This is a genomic window from Mediterraneibacter sp. 210702-DFI.3.120 (assembly GCF_020561005.1).
Classification (GTDB): Bacteria; Bacillota; Clostridia; order Lachnospirales; family Lachnospiraceae; genus Mediterraneibacter; species Mediterraneibacter faecis.
In genome coordinates this window covers 17,897-37,209 of record NZ_JAJCNG010000027.1, presented here as the reverse complement: position 1 = coordinate 37,209, position 19,313 = coordinate 17,897, and the positions used below count along the sequence as shown (strand labels likewise).

Sequence of the window (19,313 nt, the reverse complement as noted above, 5' to 3'; positions counted from 1 at the left end):
CACTACCATTCGCACAGTCAAGTCCGACTCTCATATCCTTGAAAGAACGTGTTGCAAGAGAGATCAGATGACCGATATAACGGTTTCTTCCTGCTGCATAGTCAACTGTGCGGCCAATGCTCTCTTTTGTTGCCAACGGGATTTCATCAATCTCACCATCGATATAAGCCTCGATCTTTGCCTCAACCTCAGCCTCCATCTTATGACCTTCGCTGTTGATTACCTTGATACCATTATCATAGTATGGATTGTGGCTCGCTGAAATCATAAGTCCACAGTCAAAATCTTCTGTTCTTACTACATATGAAACACTTGGTGTGGTTGTCACATGAAGAAGATAAGCGTCCGCGCCTGATGCTGTCAGTCCTGCAGCAAGTGCATACTCAAACATGTAGCTGCTTCTTCTTGTGTCTTTTCCGATTACGATTCTGGCCTTGTGGTCCTGTCCGAAATACCATCCAAGATAACGTCCTACTTTAAATGCATGTTCTACTGTCAGAACTACATTCGCCTCACCACGAAACCCATCTGTTCCAAAATATTTTCCCATAATACTATAACTCCTTTGGTACTTTTAATTTCAATTTTATATCAACAATTCTCTTACTCTACTGTTACACTCTTCGCAAGGTTTCTCGGCTTATCTACATCAAGTCCCTTTGCAACACTTACATAATATCCAAGCAGCTGCAGCGGAATCACTGCGAGGCTTCCCATAAAGTGCTCATCCACCTTCGGAACATAGACTGTAAAGTCTACCTTATCTTCCATCTCATAATTGCCATAGTTTGTCACACCCATCAGATATGCGCCACGGCTCTTACACTCCATCATATTGCTGACTGTCTTCTCATACAGCTTGCTCTGTGTCAGAACTCCGATTACGAGAATATTGTCCTCGATCAGACTGATTGTTCCATGCTTTAACTCACCTGCCGCATAAGCCTCAGAATGAATATAAGAAATCTCTTTCAGTTTCAGACTTCCTTCCAGACACACTGCATAATCCACTCCACGGCCTACAAAGAAAACATCATGTGCATTCGCATATTTGGCTGCAAACCACTGGATTCTCTCCTTGTCCTGAAGAATCTTTTCTATCTTCTCCGGAATTGTCTGAAGTTCAGAAATGTAGTAGCTGTACTGCTCGTCTGTGATCAGCTCTTTCACCTTCGCGAACTGAACCGCAATACAATCAAGAGCTGCAAGCTGTGCACTGTATCCCTTTGTTGTCGCAACCGAAATCTCCGGTCCTGCCAGTGTATAGAACACCTTGTCTGCCTCACGGGCAATACTGCTGCCAATTACATTTACAACTGCAAGTGTTGCAAGTCCCTTCTCTTTCGCCATACGCATTGCTGCCAATGTATCCGCTGTCTCTCCGGACTGGCTGATCACAATAACCAGACCATTCTTCACAAGCGGCATCTCACGATAACGGAACTCAGATGCAAGCTCTACTCGAACCGGAATCTGAGCCATCTCTTCGATTACATACTGCGCCTCTACTCCGACATGCCATGCAGATCCGCACGCAACAATGTAAATCTGGCTGTACTTCTTGATCTCTTCCTCTGTAATATCAATATCCGTAAAGTCAATCACTCCGTCTTTCGCAACAGAATTCAGTGTGTCACGGATTGCTTTCGGCTGCTCATAGATCTCTTTCATCATGAAATGCTCGAAACCGGCCTTCTCTGCTGCCTCTGCATCCCATTTGATCTCTGTTGTCTCTTTCTCGATCTCGTCACCATTAAGATCATAGAAATGAGCCTCTCCCGGAACAAGCTTTGCAAACTCAAGGTTTCCGATATAGTATACATTTCTTGTGTATTTCAGGATTGCCGGTACATCAGATGCCACATAAGTCTCACCATCTGTAATACCGATGATCATCGGACTGTCTTTTCTGGCAACCCAGATCTCTCCCGGATAGTCCTTGAACATCACCTCAAGTGCATAAGAACCACGTACACGAACCATTGTCTTCGCAATCGCATCGATCGGTCCTAAGTTATATTTCTTATAATAGTAGTCAACCAGTTTGATCACTACTTCTGTATCTGTATCACTGTAGAATGTATAACCATGCTTTAACAGCTTCTCTTTCAGCTCTGTATAGTTTTCGATAATACCGTTATGTACTCCGACAACCTCAGACTCAACTTCCCCAGAACCAGAGCGAGTACAGTTACCTGAAACGTGAGGATGTGCATTTGTCTGGCTCGGCTCCCCATGTGTTGCCCAGCGAGTGTGTCCAATACCACAAGTTCCCTTCAGCGCATTGCCGTTATCTGTTTTTTCCATCAGATTAGACAAACGGCCTTTTGCTTTCACAACCTGTGCCAAATTCTCTCCATCACGGACAACCAGTCCAGCTGAGTCATATCCTCTATATTCCAGTTTAGACAGTCCATCCAGCAGGATCGGTGCTGCCTGTCGATTTCCAGTAAAACCAACGATTCCACACATAGGTTTATCCCTCCCGTTATTTATTTTTCTCTCCTATTATACTTTCCTTTTTATAAAAAACAACTCTGGGGAGTTGCCAGAGTTGTCATTGACTTTATGCTTTATATCCCTTTTCACAAATAACGTTGACTACTTCATCCACATATTTCTGGCAGGTATCATGGTCAGGTGCTTCCGCTATGACACGCACCACCAACTCGGTACCGGCTTCACCACGAAAGCCATCTGTTCCAAAATATTTTCCCATTTTTTATCTTCCCCTATCACAGTTCATTTACTAAAACATCTGCAATTCGCTCGCAAGCATGACCATCTCCATATGGATTGCTTGCTTTGCTCATCACATCATATTCGCTTTTGTCAGAAAGTAAACGGCTGAACTCGTTATAAATCGTTTCTTCTTCTGTCCCTACTAGTTTTAAAGTACCTGCTGCAATACCTTCTGGACGCTCGGTTGTATCACGCATGACCAGAACAGGCTTACCAAGAGAAGGGGCTTCCTCCTGAATTCCGCCAGAATCTGTCAGGATCAGATAACTACGGCTCAGGAAATTATGAAAATCCAAAACATCTAAAGGCTCAATGATATGGATGCGGTCATCATTCCCCAAATATGCATTTGCAATTTCGCGTACGACCGGATTCATATGAATAGGATAAATTGCCTTGACATCCGGATGCTCATCCATCACACGCCGAATTGCTTTAAACATATGACGCATCGGCTCGCCAAGATTTTCGCGGCGATGTGCTGTTATCATAATAAGACGACTGTCTTTTGCCCATTCCAATTCAGGATGAGCATAATTTTCGCTCACTGTAGTCTTTAAGGCATCAATTGCTGTATTTCCAGTTACATAAATGCTTTCCGATTTCTTTCCCTCTTTCAGTAGATTCTGTTTTGAAAGTTCTGTCGGAGCAAAGTTAAACTTACTGATAATCGAAACAGCCTGACGATTGAACTCCTCCGGATAGGGACTGTAAATATTATATGTACGCAATCCGGCTTCTACATGACCAACCGGAATCTGAAGATAAAAACAAGCGAGAGCAGTCACAAACGTTGTAGAAGTATCGCCATGAACAAGCACCACATCCGGTCTTTCCTTTTCTAGTACTTCTTTAATGCGGTTTAAGATATTTGTCGTCACATCAAACAACGTCTGCTTATTCTTCATGATTGACAAATCATAATCTGGTGTAACAGAAAACGCTTCCAATACCATATCCAACATTTGACGATGCTGCCCCGTCACACAAACTACTGTCTGTAATTCTTTTCGCTTTTTCAGTTCATTTACAAGCGGACACATTTTAATTGCTTCCGGTCTTGTGCCAAAGACCAACATTACTTTTTTCATTTTAATTTTCTCCTTGTTTTGCTTTTTTAACGCCAAAATACAGCAATATTGCCAAGCTCACTTCACCGATTGGTGCTGCAGCGGAAACGCCATAAATACCAAAAATCAAGCCTAATAGAATATTCAGTCCGACAGTTATCAGTGAGCCAATCGTAAACGCATGACTATACAACTTTTGATTGCCGCTGGCAACCAAAAACTGTATTCCCATAAAGTTATTGATTACACTAAACAGCATCCAAAGAACGAGCGGAATTATGATCGAGGAATATTCAAGATACTCCTTACCAAATGCAATCAAAATCAGCTGTTTTCGAAGCAATATGATTGCAAAACCAGCTAGTGCGAAAGCAGGAATCACAAGTTTTGCAGCTGTGATTACTGTTTTACATCCATTTTCAAATGAGTTTGAAAAACGGACACTAATGTGAGGATAAAGGGCTTGGCTAATTGGGCTAAAAAACAGCACCATGATATATGGGATTTTGTAAATAGCCGAGTAGATTCCAACGGCACTAACAGTTGCAACCGCTCCTAGGACAGTCGTTCCGATGCCGCTGAATATCTTAGACATCGCCTGCGAAATAAACAGATACCAGCCATCTTTGATTTCGATAATGGCATCTGTAATCCTGCACAACCTTACTTTTAGACCATACTTTTTTCGAGCCAACAGGATTCCAAGAATGGCAGAAAGTAGGAAGGTTATGGCATAGCAAATACAATACAGATACAAGTGGTTTTCGCTGTGTATCAGCGCAAAAACCATCAGCACTGAGAACAAGCGCGATGCCGCATTGATAATAGCAATCAATTTCATGTCCTGTTTGCCTTGAAAAAGCCATGTGAGTTGGAATGCAACGCCTAGAATAATCAAAAAAAGGATATTCATACAGATATACTGTGCCCTGCTTACACGCAATACTGCACTCAGTATATTCATCGTCAAAAATGTTCCGAACAAGAGAAAAATTCGCGCCGTTATAATTCTATTGTATAGTTCTTGCAGACCTTCATCGCCATGAATAGAAACTTTACGAGCCCCTGTAAATCCGAAGCCGTATTCTACGATTACCTGAAAGTATGTAACCCAGTTAAGCGCAAGAGAAAAAACGCCATAATTTGAAGCTCCAAGAACACGCGTAATATACGGCAGGGTCAGAAGGGGAACGATGGTATTGAACACCTGCAAGATAATCAGCCATGCACTATTAGCCAGAACCTTTGATTTGAGCAAATCTGCTATTTTTTTATTCATCTAATATCTCCAAAAATTTGGCTGCGGATTTTCTTGTTTCTTCCATCCGGCAATCAATTTCTTTATAATCCAAAGTACTGCATATTTTCAGAGGGTCTTCGATATTCTGATATGCAGCAGTTGCACCAACACTTTCCAGCAATCCTTTTTTTCGAGTATCATGCTGATTTTGCCTTGTGTCCAAACTAGAAAACTGCTTATGGAACACCAAAGAAAAGAGAGTGCCATGAAAGGAATCAGTACAGACGTATGAGGCGTTTGCAATCAAATTCACAAACTCTTCCGGCCCAGCATCAAAAATTGTTCCTTTACGGAAACTATTCAGGCCAAATCTTGCATTAATTACTTTCAGCTCTAAGCCACGCTCTTTTGCAATTTTTTGTGCAATCGCAAATTCTTTGCGAAACATTTTTTTATGAAGAAAGTAGCAAATTAGATACGGTTTCCCGGACGGATGCTCCAACATATTGTTCCAAGCATTTGCCCGCAACAGCATAACAGGATCGCATACAACAGACAACCGTTCCGCTGTTTTCGCATCAAATTTTCCAATATCTTTCTGTTCTCTAATTGAGATTTTTACAAAGTCATCCAAATAGTGTTGAATCTTCTGTATATCATCTAGTGAAGCATTGCCCGTACTGGCCGCATATGCGATTTTCTTAGCTGTTGTTTGAAACGGAAACAAAAATGCCATCTCAAAATCATCAATATTAGGGTTCAACACCTGATCGCTTCCAGAAATAATTACGTTGTATTTGTTTTCTGCTATATATTTCTGCAACGATTCTACTGTAGAGAAATGCTGTGTCAGTTGAAGATTGTTTTGACAGAAAGTTACAAATCTAGCATATTTTTTTCGGATGCTGTGTGCAAACGGAAGAAGACAAATATTTGCAACTGCGGTTTTGACAGAGCATCCATGCTTTACAACATCATTGTTCTTTCGCTGCTTTTCACTGACAAAATCAAAAACTGTGACTTCATATCCTTTCTGAGACAAATATGTTTGCAACGCATAGCACTGAAGTACTGCGCCATAGTTCTTCGCAAAATGGTATGTAATAATTCCTACTTTTTTCATTTTCATTTTCCTTTTAAAAGTCGCTTGATATAATATTTCCAACAACAGAGGACTGTAACTCTTTTTGGCGATATTCCGTGGCACAGCAACTTATAACTCCAATCTCTACACTTAGGTCGTTTGACTGGATGATGATACGGAATATTGTCTTTCAAAGCTGTTTTGGAATCAATTTTTCCAAGCGAAAATACCCTTGTTTCATCTAGAAAGCATTTAGCTTTTGAGGTATTGCAGAGCAAAACCGAGCATCCATGCTTTATGTCCACTCCCTTAATATCTGTTTTCCATAGATCACCCGCTGTAAAATCGGTAGTTCGTGCTTCATTTGCATACTGGCACCTGTAACAAGATTCCCTCAAAAAAATCTGTCGCTGAAAAGATAACGAAAGCGGATCTTCTTCTCCAATCAAATACACAACTTTGCCGTTATTGAATTGATAGCGGTTCAGATAATTCCGACCAACATAGCGGTCTTTTGAGCGGAAAATATGGTTTTGAACCAATGAACCATGTTTTGCAGCCGTTTCAGTGTAGAATTTTTCGATAACAGTTTTGCTCGGAACGCCTTGACACAGAATCTCAAAAGTAAGCAGATTTTTACGATTTATGCCCTTGAGATTCTGAATCGCCGCCACCATGCAGGGCGTGCCAGAAACCAGTGTAAGACCTTTCTGTGTGCTTGCAATGATTTCACAATATGTTTCCTCTGAAATAGAGCACTGATAATACTTAGAGCCAGTTAATTCATTCAGTTCTTCCAGAGTAGCTGTTTTTTTATAGAATAGTTTTGTGCCTAAATCTTTTACTCCAAAAACTATTCCGTTTTGTTCTAACACAGTTTGCGCAATACCGTAAAACGCGCCGCCGGAGGCACAGTGTTGTAATGCAACTTTATCTTTCAACTGCACTGCATAGCAACCAATAGTCTCTCCAACCGCAGGCTTATTTAATGATGGGCATACTTTATTACAAAGGTCGCAATGCACACACAGCGAGCTGTCTACTTCTGGGTAGAAAAAGCCTTCGAGTGATACCTCCATTTTAATTGCCCGCTTCGGGCAACTATAAGTGCATATTCCACAGCCTGTACAATATTCTTTTTTACAATTCAGCATATAGTTATCCTTTCTTGTTACCAATGTATAACAATGCGTACCATTCGTCCCTTAAAAAATTTAACCATAATATTAATAGCGATAAGGACAACAACTAAAATAAGGTATACATCCATGCTCTGTGTTAAAAGAACCATCGCTAAAATAAGTCCGATAGATTTAGTATCTACGTCTCTTGACCTATCAATCATTTTACAAATCCAAATCAACAAGATAATTCCAGCTGCAAATCCCCAAAAGCCAAAATTGCAAATCGTCATTTCTAACAGAGAAGGTGTTGTTCCTGCGGGCAGATTGTGAATATCCAAGTTCAATATAGAAGCAGTTAAATACATATAATGAGGATATGGTTTGTTCGGCCACACTTTTCGTGGAATAAAAGAACCTATCAGGCTTAAAAATGTCTCACCACGATACTCTAAAATGCGTTCACCGCGAATAATTTCTTTGTTGATTACATACTTGATAACATCATCACGTCCAAAGTCAACTCGTAGCATATCGTAGATACTCAATGATGATGTCTCCTCCATTGGTCTAATTACTGCCAAATAAAATACAGAGAAGCCAATCAATACAATTCCTAATATTGGTAATATTCTATATATTTTCTTTCGGCCGTTGACATCTATGTCCATGTTTACTGTATAGAATATAAATAAGAGTAAAATATTGGCAAGCATAAAGCGTTTTCCTGATATCCAAACAATTGACACCGAATATAAAAACGTTAGGATGATTTTTTTCATGGTTAAATTGTTTTTTAATACTGTACCAAAATAAACAATCATGCTAATTAACATACATGGTGTCATAAGAGCCATTTTGTTTGATTCTGTTAATCCTCTTGCACTCGAAACGGCATAAGTTACATAATACTTCCATGAGCCCGTTAACGCGATATAAATGATGGGAAGGAAAATCAAAACAGTTGAAATAACTCTGTTATTACACACAATTGAAGTCAACGAGTTATATTGTGTTAATACTATTCCCCGATTTTTTCGTGCGCAGAATATATAAAGAAGGATAATACACAGCATAATATATAAGTCATATATTATGCCAACCTGTACATTAACCATGGGTTCAATAAATGGCTTATACCAATAAATAGTTTTATACTGTGGTAATCCAAGCGTATAGTTGCAAATGATAGGGAGAACGCAAAACACATAAAGTACAACAATCACATAATTCGCTACGGAACAATTTTCCTGAAATACGACACGTTTGTATGCAGATATAACAATTCCCGTTGCAGTTAAAATTAATAGCCAGTCAAAAAAGAAATCCATGTTATTTTACAATCTTTCTCATCAGTTTTTCCATTGTCTTCAGATTATCTGTTCCGGCAAAAAATTTTTTTGCGTTTTCAGAGTAGGTATCATAATCTGCTTCAATGTTCTGAATTGCGTTAATAATGTTGTTTGCTTTCAGTTCCATACACTCAGCTGCTCCAGCATTACCAACTGTATTTTTTAGACCCGGAATATCATTGGCCAGCATCGGAATACCAAATCCAGAATATTCATAGATTTTATTCGGCGCACAGAATACTTTATTCAGTGCATCATTACGATAAAAGACAATGCCAATGTGTGCATAACTGGTGATTTCCAAATGGTAAGGTGCCGGAATATAACTGACATACTCTACATCACTGTAAACCGCTTTGATTTTTTCTACACTATGATATTTGTCAATTCCCATCAGTAATAAGGTATACCCGGAATCCATCGTCCGCAATGCCTTGGCAACTTCCAAAATCTCATCTGTATTCTGCAAAATACCCTGATATAGGACAACTTTTTTGTCTTTGATTCGTTCAACAACCGCCTTCGTTTCGGGAATTGATGGTTCATGGCGGCGATCAGTAATCTGATTATATGGTTTGTTTGGGAACACATACGGTACCTCTGGAAGATTCCACCACGCCCGCATGATGTAGCCGCGTGTTTCCTCGCAGACAGTCACCGTAGTTGCGTTTTGTGCAAGATCTTTCAGCAGCTTAACTTTCCGTGGGCAGTCGTCTAACAGTTCAAGCAGAGAGAGCACATATTTTTTTCTATTCAAAGCACCTTTCATGGGAAGAGCACTTTCTGCCGTTCCAAACCAAAGTATTGTATCCTCCGGATAGTTTTTAAGAGTTTTCAACACTCCACAGCGAAATTTATACCAATCCTGTAGTTTTTCAATTTTAGAATTTGCCACATCTTTGATTTCAGCAACTTTATGGCAGGGGATATTTTCTTTTGAGAGCAACTTTAATGCGCTTTCATTTGATGTTCCATACAGCACTTCTACATCATAGCTAAGGTCCTTCAGCATACGAATCTGTGAAATGCACGGAGGATAATAATGCAGCTGTGTCTTTACGATATATAAAACTTTCATAATACGTTACTCCTGTTCGTTAATCGAGCTTTTATAAAGCTCTTCCAGTTTTCGTGCTTCGGTTTCAATGTTGTAACCAGCTTTAGTCAACGCCTCAATATTATCATCACTGCGTGGCTGTGAAGCGTACTTCAAGATTTCTCTTGCCCACTCATCCGCTGATTTTTGGATGGAAAGAAAATGTACATTGGATGTTATGGCACAGCGATGATCTACATTTTCCGAAATCAAACAAGGCAAATTTGCCGCCTGCGCTTCAATCGAGACTACCGGAAGCCCTTCATAAAAAGACGGCAGAATAAAAACGTCCATCACCTGATAAAACTCATTCGTGTTCGTTACATTACCGGTGAGCACAATCGAATCTTCCAGCTGCAATTCTTTTATTTTTGCAAGAATTCCATCTCGTAGTTCGCCGTCTCCTACCAGTAGAAACTTTGCTTTCGGTGCAATTTTCCTTATAGCATCAAAAATCTCTAAAACGAAAAAATGGTTTTTGGGTGGGGAAAATCGGCCAATATGGCCGATGCACACCCCATCGCCGAATCCGTATTTTTTGCGTATCATCTGGCGGATTTCATCGTTCTTTTGAAAGCATTGCAAATCAATTGCATTGCGCATCATATAAACTTTATGGGTGTCTACCGCGTCTTTCCCATACAAAAATACGCCTGCATTATATCCGCAGGCCACCCAGATATTAGCAGCGGCACGATTCATTCTCTTCAATATTGGAAAGGTCAGTTTTGCTTTTAAGTTGTTCTCTCGGAATGCACTGTGCGCATGAGAAATGCGAACCCTGACACCAAGCATTTTTGCGAGAAACAGAACATAAAAATTTGTCAGCGTCATGTGGCTGTGAACAATGTCAAAGCGTTCCTGCTTCAGTACTTGATAAACTTCTCTTATATTTTTAGCAATGCTCTTTCGTTTGTGTGTTACAACATGAACGGTATAACCAGCGTCTTCAAATTGACGGATACAGTTATCATCATTGATGTCCTGCGTGATGATATGAAATTTAAACTGCTCCGGATGTTGAAAATGGGTAGTATAGTTCAATAGCATAGCTTCGACTCCACCGAACTCAAGGCGAGTAACAAATTCTGCGACTTTTATAGACATTAATTTTTTTCCTTTACATTATCTTCATAAATTTTTTCGTATTGTTCTGCCATCTTTTTAGTATTGTACAAGCAAGTAATATCATGATATGCTGACTCTGTAATTACATTGGTGCCATTGTTTTTTACATTTCTGATGGCATGTACATACTCGTCTGTACCACTACAAACGAATCCATTTTCTCCAGTATGAATGACATCTCGATTGCCAATCACATTACTTACTACACATACTTTTTTCATATACATAGATTCCAGTAACGATATCGGAAGACCTTCCCACCTGCTAGGAAGGAGAAAAACATCTGCATTAACTGCATATCTAATTGCAGTGTTCCGATCAGCCCATCCTGTGATTTCAATATTCTTGCTTGTAAGTTGCTCTCGAAGTTCGCCATCACCAATCCAGATAAATTTCACATCCGGAAGTGCTTCGGCTATCTCATTGAAAAGTGTGGGGTTTTTCTGATAGCAGATTCTTCCCAAAGTGTAAACCGTAAATGGGTGTTCTGCTTCTTCTGTTTTATCCATAATTTTCTGAAGTTCCGCCATGTTGATGCCATTATTTACATAAGTGGCATGTTTGGTAAGTTTCAGAGATTCTTGATGTTCACCCACGCTGCAACTGATGGTCGTGCAATTTCGCTTTGCACACAACGATTCAATCACCTTAAACATTCTACGCTTCATCGGCTTATAATTTTCCATCAAAAAACTATAACCGTGCGGGGTATAGAACATTGGGATTTTTCCATTGAACGCAACCCGACCAATTGCACCAGCTTTACTACTATGTAGATGGATTACATCAGGCTTGATTTTTGCCGCTATTTTTTTAACTTCAAAAAATGCGGCGATATCTTTCACCGGATCAATTGCCCGTCCAAAATTTTTGACTTCAATCAAATGAATCCTTTTATCGAAATAGTCTTTATAGTTCTGTGGTGTCTGTTTCCGCACCGCGTAAGCAATGTACATATCATAGGAATTAACCAGCTCATTTGCCAAATCAACTATGTAAGTAAAAACGCCTCCGCCCATAGCTTCGACTATGTACAGTATTTTCTTTTTTTCCGCCATAGGTTTCTTCCTCCACTGGTCTCTCAATTTTTTTATCTATGTACACATCCGCTCTTCACAGATAGTATTTCTTTTTCCTCTTACCGCACACTCGGCTAAGTGTTTTCTTATGCTGTCGTATCCAATTACCCCAGCAATCATATTTTCCTTGTTTTCTACTCCATAAAACATCCGTTGAGTACACTCGTCTCTATTTCTCTATAGTCGAAGTGTTGATTTATACAGTCGAACCCCGTATACCCTGCAATGACGTTTTTTCTAAGTGTTGGATTTTTGAATCGAACCCTGTCGGTGCATGAATTTTGTTAAAACTGTATATATCACCCAGTCCATTTTCGTCATTCATTGTTTGTTATAAACAAATCATTCACTCCAACCACTCACCCGAATCTCCCCATCCTCTTTCTTCACATCAAACACAAGCGGATGCTCCTTCCCCCACTCCGGATCCTCCTTCTCCTTCTCATTCCATTCCTTCCATTTCTGAATGAAACCATTGTGGATCAGATTCTCTGCTGCAAGTCTTGCTTGCACCGCTTCGTCATAATTGTCAAAAAGACCAACATAATAGCGTTTTCCCTTGAACCCAATATCCACACGATACCGATTACAATTCTTCAACTGGAAAACGCCACGAAAACCACTCATGTTATCTTTTCTGCTTTTTCTTTTTTCTAGTACTTCAACACAGGTTCCGTCTACGAGATGTCGTCTCTGCGCAATTTCCTGACGGTTCTTCTTTTGTAAACAACCGCAGCTATGATAATTACCATGCACAAGACCTGCTGCCGTCACGTCAACTTCATTTCCGCAATCGCAGACACAATGCCAATAAACGGAGCCCCGTTTATCCCTTTTTTCTGTCGCATATTTGGCTGTCAACATACCAAACTTTCTTCCTGACAGATCTGCCGGTCTTCTTCCCATAAGCCTTCACCCTTTTTGCAAAAAATTTCGTAGAGTAGATTACTCTACGAAATTTTTATGGAAAGCCTTGGAAATCAATGGTTTTCAGGTGTCTGACCAAAAAAATGACGGTAAATAAATGCTGTGAAATTTGTAATTATGATTAATTTTTAAATACATGTGATTGTAAAAGCACGAAATAACTTAGATAATTTAAAATAAATATTTTTGATTTTCTGATCTGATAGCTTGTAAATTGACTGACAATTGACCATAAATTTGACGGCGAATAGATAAAAATCCATTCAAAAAAGGAGATTAAAATGACGAAAGTGTCTGTTTTTCGACTTTTTTTGCTAAGAGATTGTATAAATTCATGAAATGAACGTATATGCATTGACAGAAATGTTTGAAAAGAGTAGACTAAACATGATAATTATACTAAGATTTGAAACAATTTAAAGAAAAAGCGTATTTCGTAGAGTAATCTACTCCACGAAATACGCTTTCTTTTTCTATTCTGAACTTTTCTCTTTTTCCCCATACACCTCAAAGAAACTGCCCCGGATTATAAATACAATTATTTCCACACGGCTGACCATCAAATATTTTCTTATTCAATTGAGCGATATATCTCCCTGTCTCTTTTTCTTCTCTTTGATTCCCCTCCAGAATCCCCAGCGCAGCCTTCAGATTCCGAATATCCCGGATCATATCTTCCACATAATTTCCTCGTCCTACCAGTTTCAGATGAGTAATCCCTGCCGCCTCCAGCTGTGGCAGCACACACAGAGCACATCCACTCTTCCCACAGAGATATTGTTGCTCTTCTATCTCCAATGTTCTTTTTATCACTCGTTCCATACGCTCTTCCATCTCAGCATCTCCCCAGTAGGTCGTCCTGCACAGATAACCCATCTCATCACAGTGAAGGGAATTGCAGAATGCTCCTGTGAACTGACACAATTCGTTCAATGCAAAGGCCTCGAATTCCAGTCTTTCTGCATTTACAGCTTCTATCATCTGCCGCATCGATGCAACTGTATTTTTCCTGTGGAAGATGAACCGGCCGATTCCCATTTCCCGGAAAACTTTGATTGCCTCCTGGTTCATTTCTCCGGCTTCACCGCTGAGATGGATCTTACAGGATATGCCTTTCTGTCTCAGGTACAAAATCAATGCCGGATCGGCAAGAATGAAGCTGTCGAATCCGATTTTCATACACTGTTTCACAATGTCTGCAATCTCTTCATATTGTTCCGGAATATAATAGAGAGAATTCATCGCGATATGCACCGGCTTTCTGTACTTCCTGATCATTGCTGAGAGGATCTCTAATTCACTGAAAGAACCGAGCTGCACATTATAAGCCAGCACTTCCCTGCGGTTCAGTGGAAGTACGGTTCCGTATTTTTTTGTCCAGTTGTATGGCACATATCCGCAAAACAATTCGTCTGCTCCTGCCTGGACATATGGAATATATTCATCCACAGAGCCAAGTCCTGCAACGATTTTCATCCTTCGCTCTGCTTTTTCTTTTTCATTCTGTTTTCTTTTCTGTGTCTCCATTCTTCCATCATCCTTCTGTTTTTCACATTTCACAATAGATTGACCACAAGACGGTTCCATTTTATTCCGAGTTCTCTCTTCAACTGCTCCGGTTCATCCAGCAGATGTTTATCCAATGCGAACAGACTGTTGTATTTTCCCTTCATATATAAATGCTTTGGATAGAAGAAGCTATGTTCCAGACACGGTGCCGGACATTCTTGTCTCTCCCTTTGTTTTCCACGTTCACCGTGTTCCAGTACAGCGCAAAGTGTACAATAGCTCGACGTATTTGTCTGATAGAACGGCACGTGTAGATGGTTCTGTATCTTTTGCGGTATTTCCTGTGTATAGCCGCAGCTTTCCCACTCATAACTGCTGATTCCAAAGCTTTCTTCCAGATAAGTACGATAAAATCCTGCATTCAGATTATTCTGTTCCAACAGCGTCTTATCTCCCATCTTGTAGGACATTCTTGGATCTTTCTTCCGCTTATTTAAGAGCGTCCCAAGACACGGGATCAGATGTTCTTTCCGCTTCACAAGATGTGCCAGTCCCCAATCATTGACTACAACCTCAAGTCGTTTCTTCTCCGCCCCGGAAGTCTCCTGTTGTTCACACCACTGATCCAGGCGTGTCAACAGCTGTTCTGTCTGTGCAAGCCTGTCTTCCCGAATAAAGGAAAAGGCAACGGTCACTTCCATCCGTTCTTTATCTGCTTTCTCAAGAAGTGCAAAGAACTGTTCTTCTTTCGGAAATAGATGTGGACAGAATTGGTTGCCGATATACAACCGGTCCGGTTGTCTTCCCAGGATCCGCGCATCTTTGATTCCATGCTGCTGCCAGTATTCTTTCATGAACCGTTCAATCGGTCTGGTCAGATATTGTTCGTATAGTTTCGGATGATCCAGTTCTACCGCTAATTCTGCCGGCAGATTTTGGAAGATCTCTGCATTCTGAAACCACTCTTTATTTTGTTCTGTTTCATTCTTGAAATGTTCCTCTTCTTCCTGCGCGGGATAACCGGTCATTTCTTGCGCCAGATGTGCATCATCCTCTTCCAGCTTGAGCGAAATGTATCGGCTGTATTCGACACAGAGCTTCTGAAAGGCTTCTTTATAATCTTCCTGAACTGTGAAAATATCATAGGCTTGATAGAATTCTGTCTGTTCCCCTGACTCTATCTGAAAATGACGAATTTCAATCTCCCGATACTCTGCCTGATCCATCTGATAGAAGCAGATCTTGAATGCTTTCGGATAAATGTTCTCCTCTGCTTTCCCTCTCCTGCAAAGCCGGATGCGGAATCCTTCGGATGAAATCTCTGTCAGGCGGACTTCTCTTTGCCTCTCTTCTATTGAATCTTCTGTCATAACTCCGGCCAGAAGTCCATATGGAATCATCTGAATTCCTTTGATCCTTCGCTTTTTCATTTGCTTCCTCTCTCTTTTAAAAAATCCTTGCTTGAACAAAGAATGTGCCTCGGCACATTCTTGCGCCTGCGGCGGTCGCTTGCGACACTTACATTATACGCCGCAGTGTGCATCCTAAGCGGAGCGTTTTTTATATATTAGGAAAGCACTTTCCTAATATATAAAAGATCGTGCTGTCAGCAGAACTCTCTGCCGACAGCACGATTCCTATACTTTTTACTTATATGATTCGATTAGATGTTCAGAAGATCACTGAATACTTTCAGGGCTCCGTCTGTCTCATGTGCAAGTACGCGTTTTGCAAGGACTTTACCGAGCTGAACACCTTCCTGATCGAAGCTGTTTACATTCCACAGGAATCCCTGGAACATGATCTTGTTCTCGAAGTGAGCAAGCAGTGCTCCGAGAGATGCTGGTGTTAACTGCTCTCCGATAATGATGCTTGAAGGACGTCCTCCTTCGAAGTTCTTGTTGCGGTTCTCATCTTCTTTACCACATGCAAATGCTACGATCTGAGCAGCTACGTTCGCGCAGAGTTTCTGCTGGCTTGTGCTGTCCTGGATCACAACATCTGTACCGATCTGGCTGTTCTTGAATCCTACGAACTGAAGCGGCACAATATCTGTTCCCTGGTGAAGAAGCTGATAGAAGGAGTGCTGTCCGTTTGTTCCAGGCTCTCCGAAGATAACCGGTCCTGTTACATAATCAACCGGCTCACCAAAACGGTTTACGGATTTTCCGTTAGACTCCATATCCAGCTGCTGCAGATGTGCAGGGAAACGGCTCAGTGCCTGAGAATACGGAAGTACTGCTGTGCTTGGGTATCCGAGTACATTTCTCTCATATACACCGATCAATGCATCGAGCATCTCCGGGTTCTCTTTGATATTCTTATTGAGGGACAGTTTATCCTCAGCTGCTGCTCCGTCAAGGAACTGTGCAAATACTTCCGGTCCGAATGCGAGGGAAAGTACTGCTCCGCCAACTGCTGATGTAGATGAGAAACGTCCTCCGATATAGTCATCCATGAAGAAGGCTGCAAGGTAATCATCACTCTTGGCAAGTGGTGAAGTCTCACTTGTTACTGCGATCATATGCTTAGATGCGTCAAGTCCTGCATTCTTAAGAGCATCCTTTACAAAGGACTCATTTGTCAGAGTCTCAAGTGTTGTTCCTGACTTGGATACAAGTACGAAGATAGAGTGAGCAACATCTACAGAATTCAGAACTGCTGCCGCATCATCCGGGTCAACGTTGCTGATGAACTTTGCTTCCATCTTGAATGTATCATTCTTCTTTGCCCAGTTCTCAAGTGCAAGGTACATTGCGCGAGGACCGAGGTCACTTCCGCCGATACCGATCTGAACAACTGTTGTAAACTTCTCTCCGGCACCGTTTGTGATCTCACCAGCATGTACTTTGTTCGCGAACTCAGCAATCTTCTTCTGCTGCTCTACATAGAAAGTACGCTTGTCTACACCGTCAGCCTCAACAGCATCTCCGAGCTGTCCGCGTGTCATATGATGAAGTACGAGACGCTTCTCTCCTGTGTTCACAACTTCTCCGTTGTAAAGTGCTTCGAACTTCTCTGTCAGCTGTGCTTCTTCTGCCAGTTTCTCAAGAGCTGCGAGAACTGTGTCATCCACTTTCTTTGCTGCATAATTGTATGCTAATCCTTCTGCCATCGGAACGCTGTAGTTCTTCACACGCTCTGCTCCGTTCTCTCCGGCCATCACTGCTGCGAGGTCTACACTTTCTGTCTTCTTAAGTTCCTGATAAGAAGTAAGCTTATCCAAATTGTTCCAGGTAATCATCGTTGATTCCTCCTTCAAAAAATAATCAAGTTCATTATACAATCAATCCCGTGCAAATTCAACCCACAAACGATATTATCAGAGCAGCTCCGCAAACAGACGTAAGATCAGCTGTCCGAGTCTTAAGCCCGCACTTCTTCCTTCTTTATACTGCTCGGTCACTTCTCTGCTTTCTCCCATCGTGCGGATCAGATCATCCCGGATCTCCAGCACTGCGTCGCAATCTGCCAGGAAGCATCCATTCTCAAAGTGATGGTACAGACTGCGGTAATCGAGATTGATTGTTCCGCAGGTCGCCATTTTATCATCTGCCACACTCATCTTCGCATGACAGAATCCCGGTGTCCACTCATAGATACGGACTCCATGCTTAACCAGATTATGATAGAAGGAACGGGTCACACTGTAGACCATCTTCTTGTCCGGGATACCCGGTGTTATGATACGCACATCAACGCCACGCTTTGCTGCCAGTGTGAGTGCATGTGTCATCTCGTCTGTAATGATCAGATACGGAGTGATAAACCAGCAGTATTTCTCCGCTTTGTTCGCCATACTGATATATACTTCCTCGCCTACCTGCTCACCATCGAGCGGACTGTCTGCATATGGCTGGACATAACCACGCTGTTGTGCTTTGTATGCATAGTGGATCACATATTTCTCCGGTACAAGTTCTTTTGACTTTACATTTCCGGCTGCATTCCACATTTCCAGAAATGCTACTGTCATAGACTTGACTGCATCTCCTTCCATACGGATCCCGGTATCTTTCCAGATTCCATACGGATGTGTGATGTTGAAATACTCATTCGCCAGATTGTATCCACCTGTGTAAACAACCTTTCCGTCAATCACAGTAATCTTCCGGTGATCGCGATTGTTCAGGAACATATTCAGTCCCGGCAGAATCGGATTAAATACACGGCATTTGATTCCTAAAGATTTCAGTTTTGTTGCAAAATCCATGTTCACAAACCAGATCGATCCCATATCATCATAGAAGATACGGACTTCTACGCCTGCTTTCACACGGTCTTCAAGTACCGTCTGGATCCGTTGCCATGCCTCTTCGTCTTCGATGGCATGATACTCCATAAAGATGAACTTTTCTGCCTTTGAAAGATCCTCCAGCTGTGCATCCAGCCCTTTGATCGCCTCATCATAATATGTAACATCTGTGTTCTGATAAACCGGGTAACAAGAGTAATTCGTCAGATAAGAAGCGATTGCCCCCGCCTGCGGACTCTCTTTTTTCATCCATTCGAGAATCTGTCTGTTATCCGGAAGATATGGGAGCAGTTTTTTATCAATCTCTTCATATCTTGCCCGCATCTTCTTCGTGCTTCCGTTCAGACCTACGAGAAGATACAGACTCACACCAAGAATCGGGAATGCAAGCATCAGTATGATCCATGGCATTTTCATCGATGAAGTCTTATCCATGCTGTAAAGTCCAAGCACAAGAAAGATTGCCACGATTCTTGTTGCCCAGTCAATAATAGTTGCGTATTCACTTACCTTTGTGAACAGAAAGAGAAGGAAGACAATCTCCAGCAAGATAGATACTGCTGTGAAGATCAGCCTCTTTGTTCCGTTCTCTGTCTTTTTCTTTCCTTCGAATGTACTGCCGCTCAAATCTACATGCCCCTTTTCTCTTTTCCTTTTAATAATTGCTATTTTCTCTTTGCATAGAAAGACGGAGAATCCGATCACTCAGA

The 19,313-nt window shown here is 41.3% G+C and carries 15 protein-coding genes and 1 pseudogene; all 16 read right to left on the bottom strand.

Translation table 11 applies throughout. The features are described 5' to 3' along the window. Positions 1 to 550 (bottom strand): annotated as a pseudogene (locus tag LI162_RS13040) (phosphoglucosamine mutase); the annotation flags it as partial. 53 nt (positions 551 to 603) lie between these two features. Next, positions 604 to 2,472, bottom strand: a complete 1,869-nt coding sequence (gene glmS, locus LI162_RS13035) for a glutamine--fructose-6-phosphate transaminase (isomerizing) (RefSeq protein WP_227156789.1) — start codon at positions 2,470 to 2,472, stop codon at positions 604 to 606. A 94-nt stretch (positions 2,473 to 2,566) separates the two neighbouring features. Then, positions 2,567 to 2,719 (bottom strand): hypothetical protein, encoded by a 153-nt coding sequence (locus LI162_RS13030; protein WP_207642144.1) that lies wholly within the window; start codon positions 2,717 to 2,719, stop codon positions 2,567 to 2,569. Between the two features lie 16 nt (positions 2,720 to 2,735). Then, a complete protein-coding gene (gene wecB / locus LI162_RS13025) occupies positions 2,736 to 3,833 on the bottom strand; it encodes a non-hydrolyzing UDP-N-acetylglucosamine 2-epimerase (RefSeq protein ID WP_055156152.1) in 1,098 nt (365 codons plus the stop codon). Position 3,834: 1 nt separating this feature from the next. Beyond that, positions 3,835 to 5,091, bottom strand: a complete 1,257-nt coding sequence (locus LI162_RS13020) for a flippase (protein WP_055156154.1) — start codon at positions 5,089 to 5,091, stop codon at positions 3,835 to 3,837. Next, entirely contained in the window at positions 5,084 to 6,175 is a 1,092-nt protein-coding gene (locus LI162_RS13015; RefSeq protein WP_055156156.1) for a polysaccharide pyruvyl transferase family protein, read from the bottom strand. Before LI162_RS13015 ends, LI162_RS13020 begins: the two co-directional genes overlap by 8 nt. A 2-nt stretch (positions 6,176 to 6,177) precedes the next feature. Further along, on the bottom strand, positions 6,178 to 7,290 hold the full coding sequence (locus tag LI162_RS13010) for a Coenzyme F420 hydrogenase/dehydrogenase, beta subunit C-terminal domain (RefSeq protein WP_055156158.1): 1,113 nt from the start codon (positions 7,288 to 7,290) through the stop codon (positions 6,178 to 6,180). 17 nt (positions 7,291 to 7,307) lie between these two features. Then, positions 7,308 to 8,093, bottom strand: coding sequence for a hypothetical protein (locus LI162_RS13005; RefSeq protein ID WP_227156788.1), 786 nt, complete (start codon positions 8,091 to 8,093; stop codon positions 7,308 to 7,310). Positions 8,094 to 8,589: 496 nt separating this feature from the next. Next, on the bottom strand, positions 8,590 to 9,687 hold the full coding sequence (locus LI162_RS13000) for a hypothetical protein (RefSeq protein ID WP_055156161.1): 1,098 nt from the start codon (positions 9,685 to 9,687) through the stop codon (positions 8,590 to 8,592). Between the two features lie 6 nt (positions 9,688 to 9,693). Beyond that, positions 9,694 to 10,812: a glycosyltransferase gene (locus tag LI162_RS12995; RefSeq protein WP_055156163.1), complete on the bottom strand. Its 1,119-nt coding sequence runs from the start codon at positions 10,810 to 10,812 to the stop codon at positions 9,694 to 9,696. Further along, positions 10,812 to 11,891, bottom strand: a complete 1,080-nt coding sequence (locus tag LI162_RS12990) for a glycosyltransferase (RefSeq protein ID WP_055156164.1) — start codon at positions 11,889 to 11,891, stop codon at positions 10,812 to 10,814. The genes LI162_RS12995 and LI162_RS12990 overlap by 1 nt, the downstream gene beginning before the upstream one ends. 363 nt (positions 11,892 to 12,254) lie before the next feature. Further along, entirely contained in the window at positions 12,255 to 12,818 is a 564-nt protein-coding gene (locus tag LI162_RS12985; RefSeq protein ID WP_020436277.1) for an aP2 domain, read from the bottom strand. Positions 12,819 to 13,346: 528 nt separating this feature from the next. Next, entirely contained in the window at positions 13,347 to 14,366 is a 1,020-nt protein-coding gene (locus LI162_RS12980) for a collagenase-like protease (RefSeq protein WP_020436278.1), read from the bottom strand. A gap of 29 nt (positions 14,367 to 14,395) precedes the next feature. Further along, entirely contained in the window at positions 14,396 to 15,778 is a 1,383-nt protein-coding gene (locus LI162_RS12975) for a hypothetical protein (protein ID WP_226901277.1), read from the bottom strand. A gap of 233 nt (positions 15,779 to 16,011) precedes the next feature. After that, positions 16,012 to 17,592, bottom strand: coding sequence for a glucose-6-phosphate isomerase (locus LI162_RS12970; protein WP_020435818.1), 1,581 nt, complete (start codon positions 17,590 to 17,592; stop codon positions 16,012 to 16,014). 78 nt (positions 17,593 to 17,670) lie between these two features. Further along, a complete protein-coding gene (cls, locus tag LI162_RS12965; protein WP_227156787.1) occupies positions 17,671 to 19,230 on the bottom strand; it encodes a cardiolipin synthase in 1,560 nt (519 codons plus the stop codon). Positions 19,231 to 19,313: the final 83 nt, after the last annotated feature.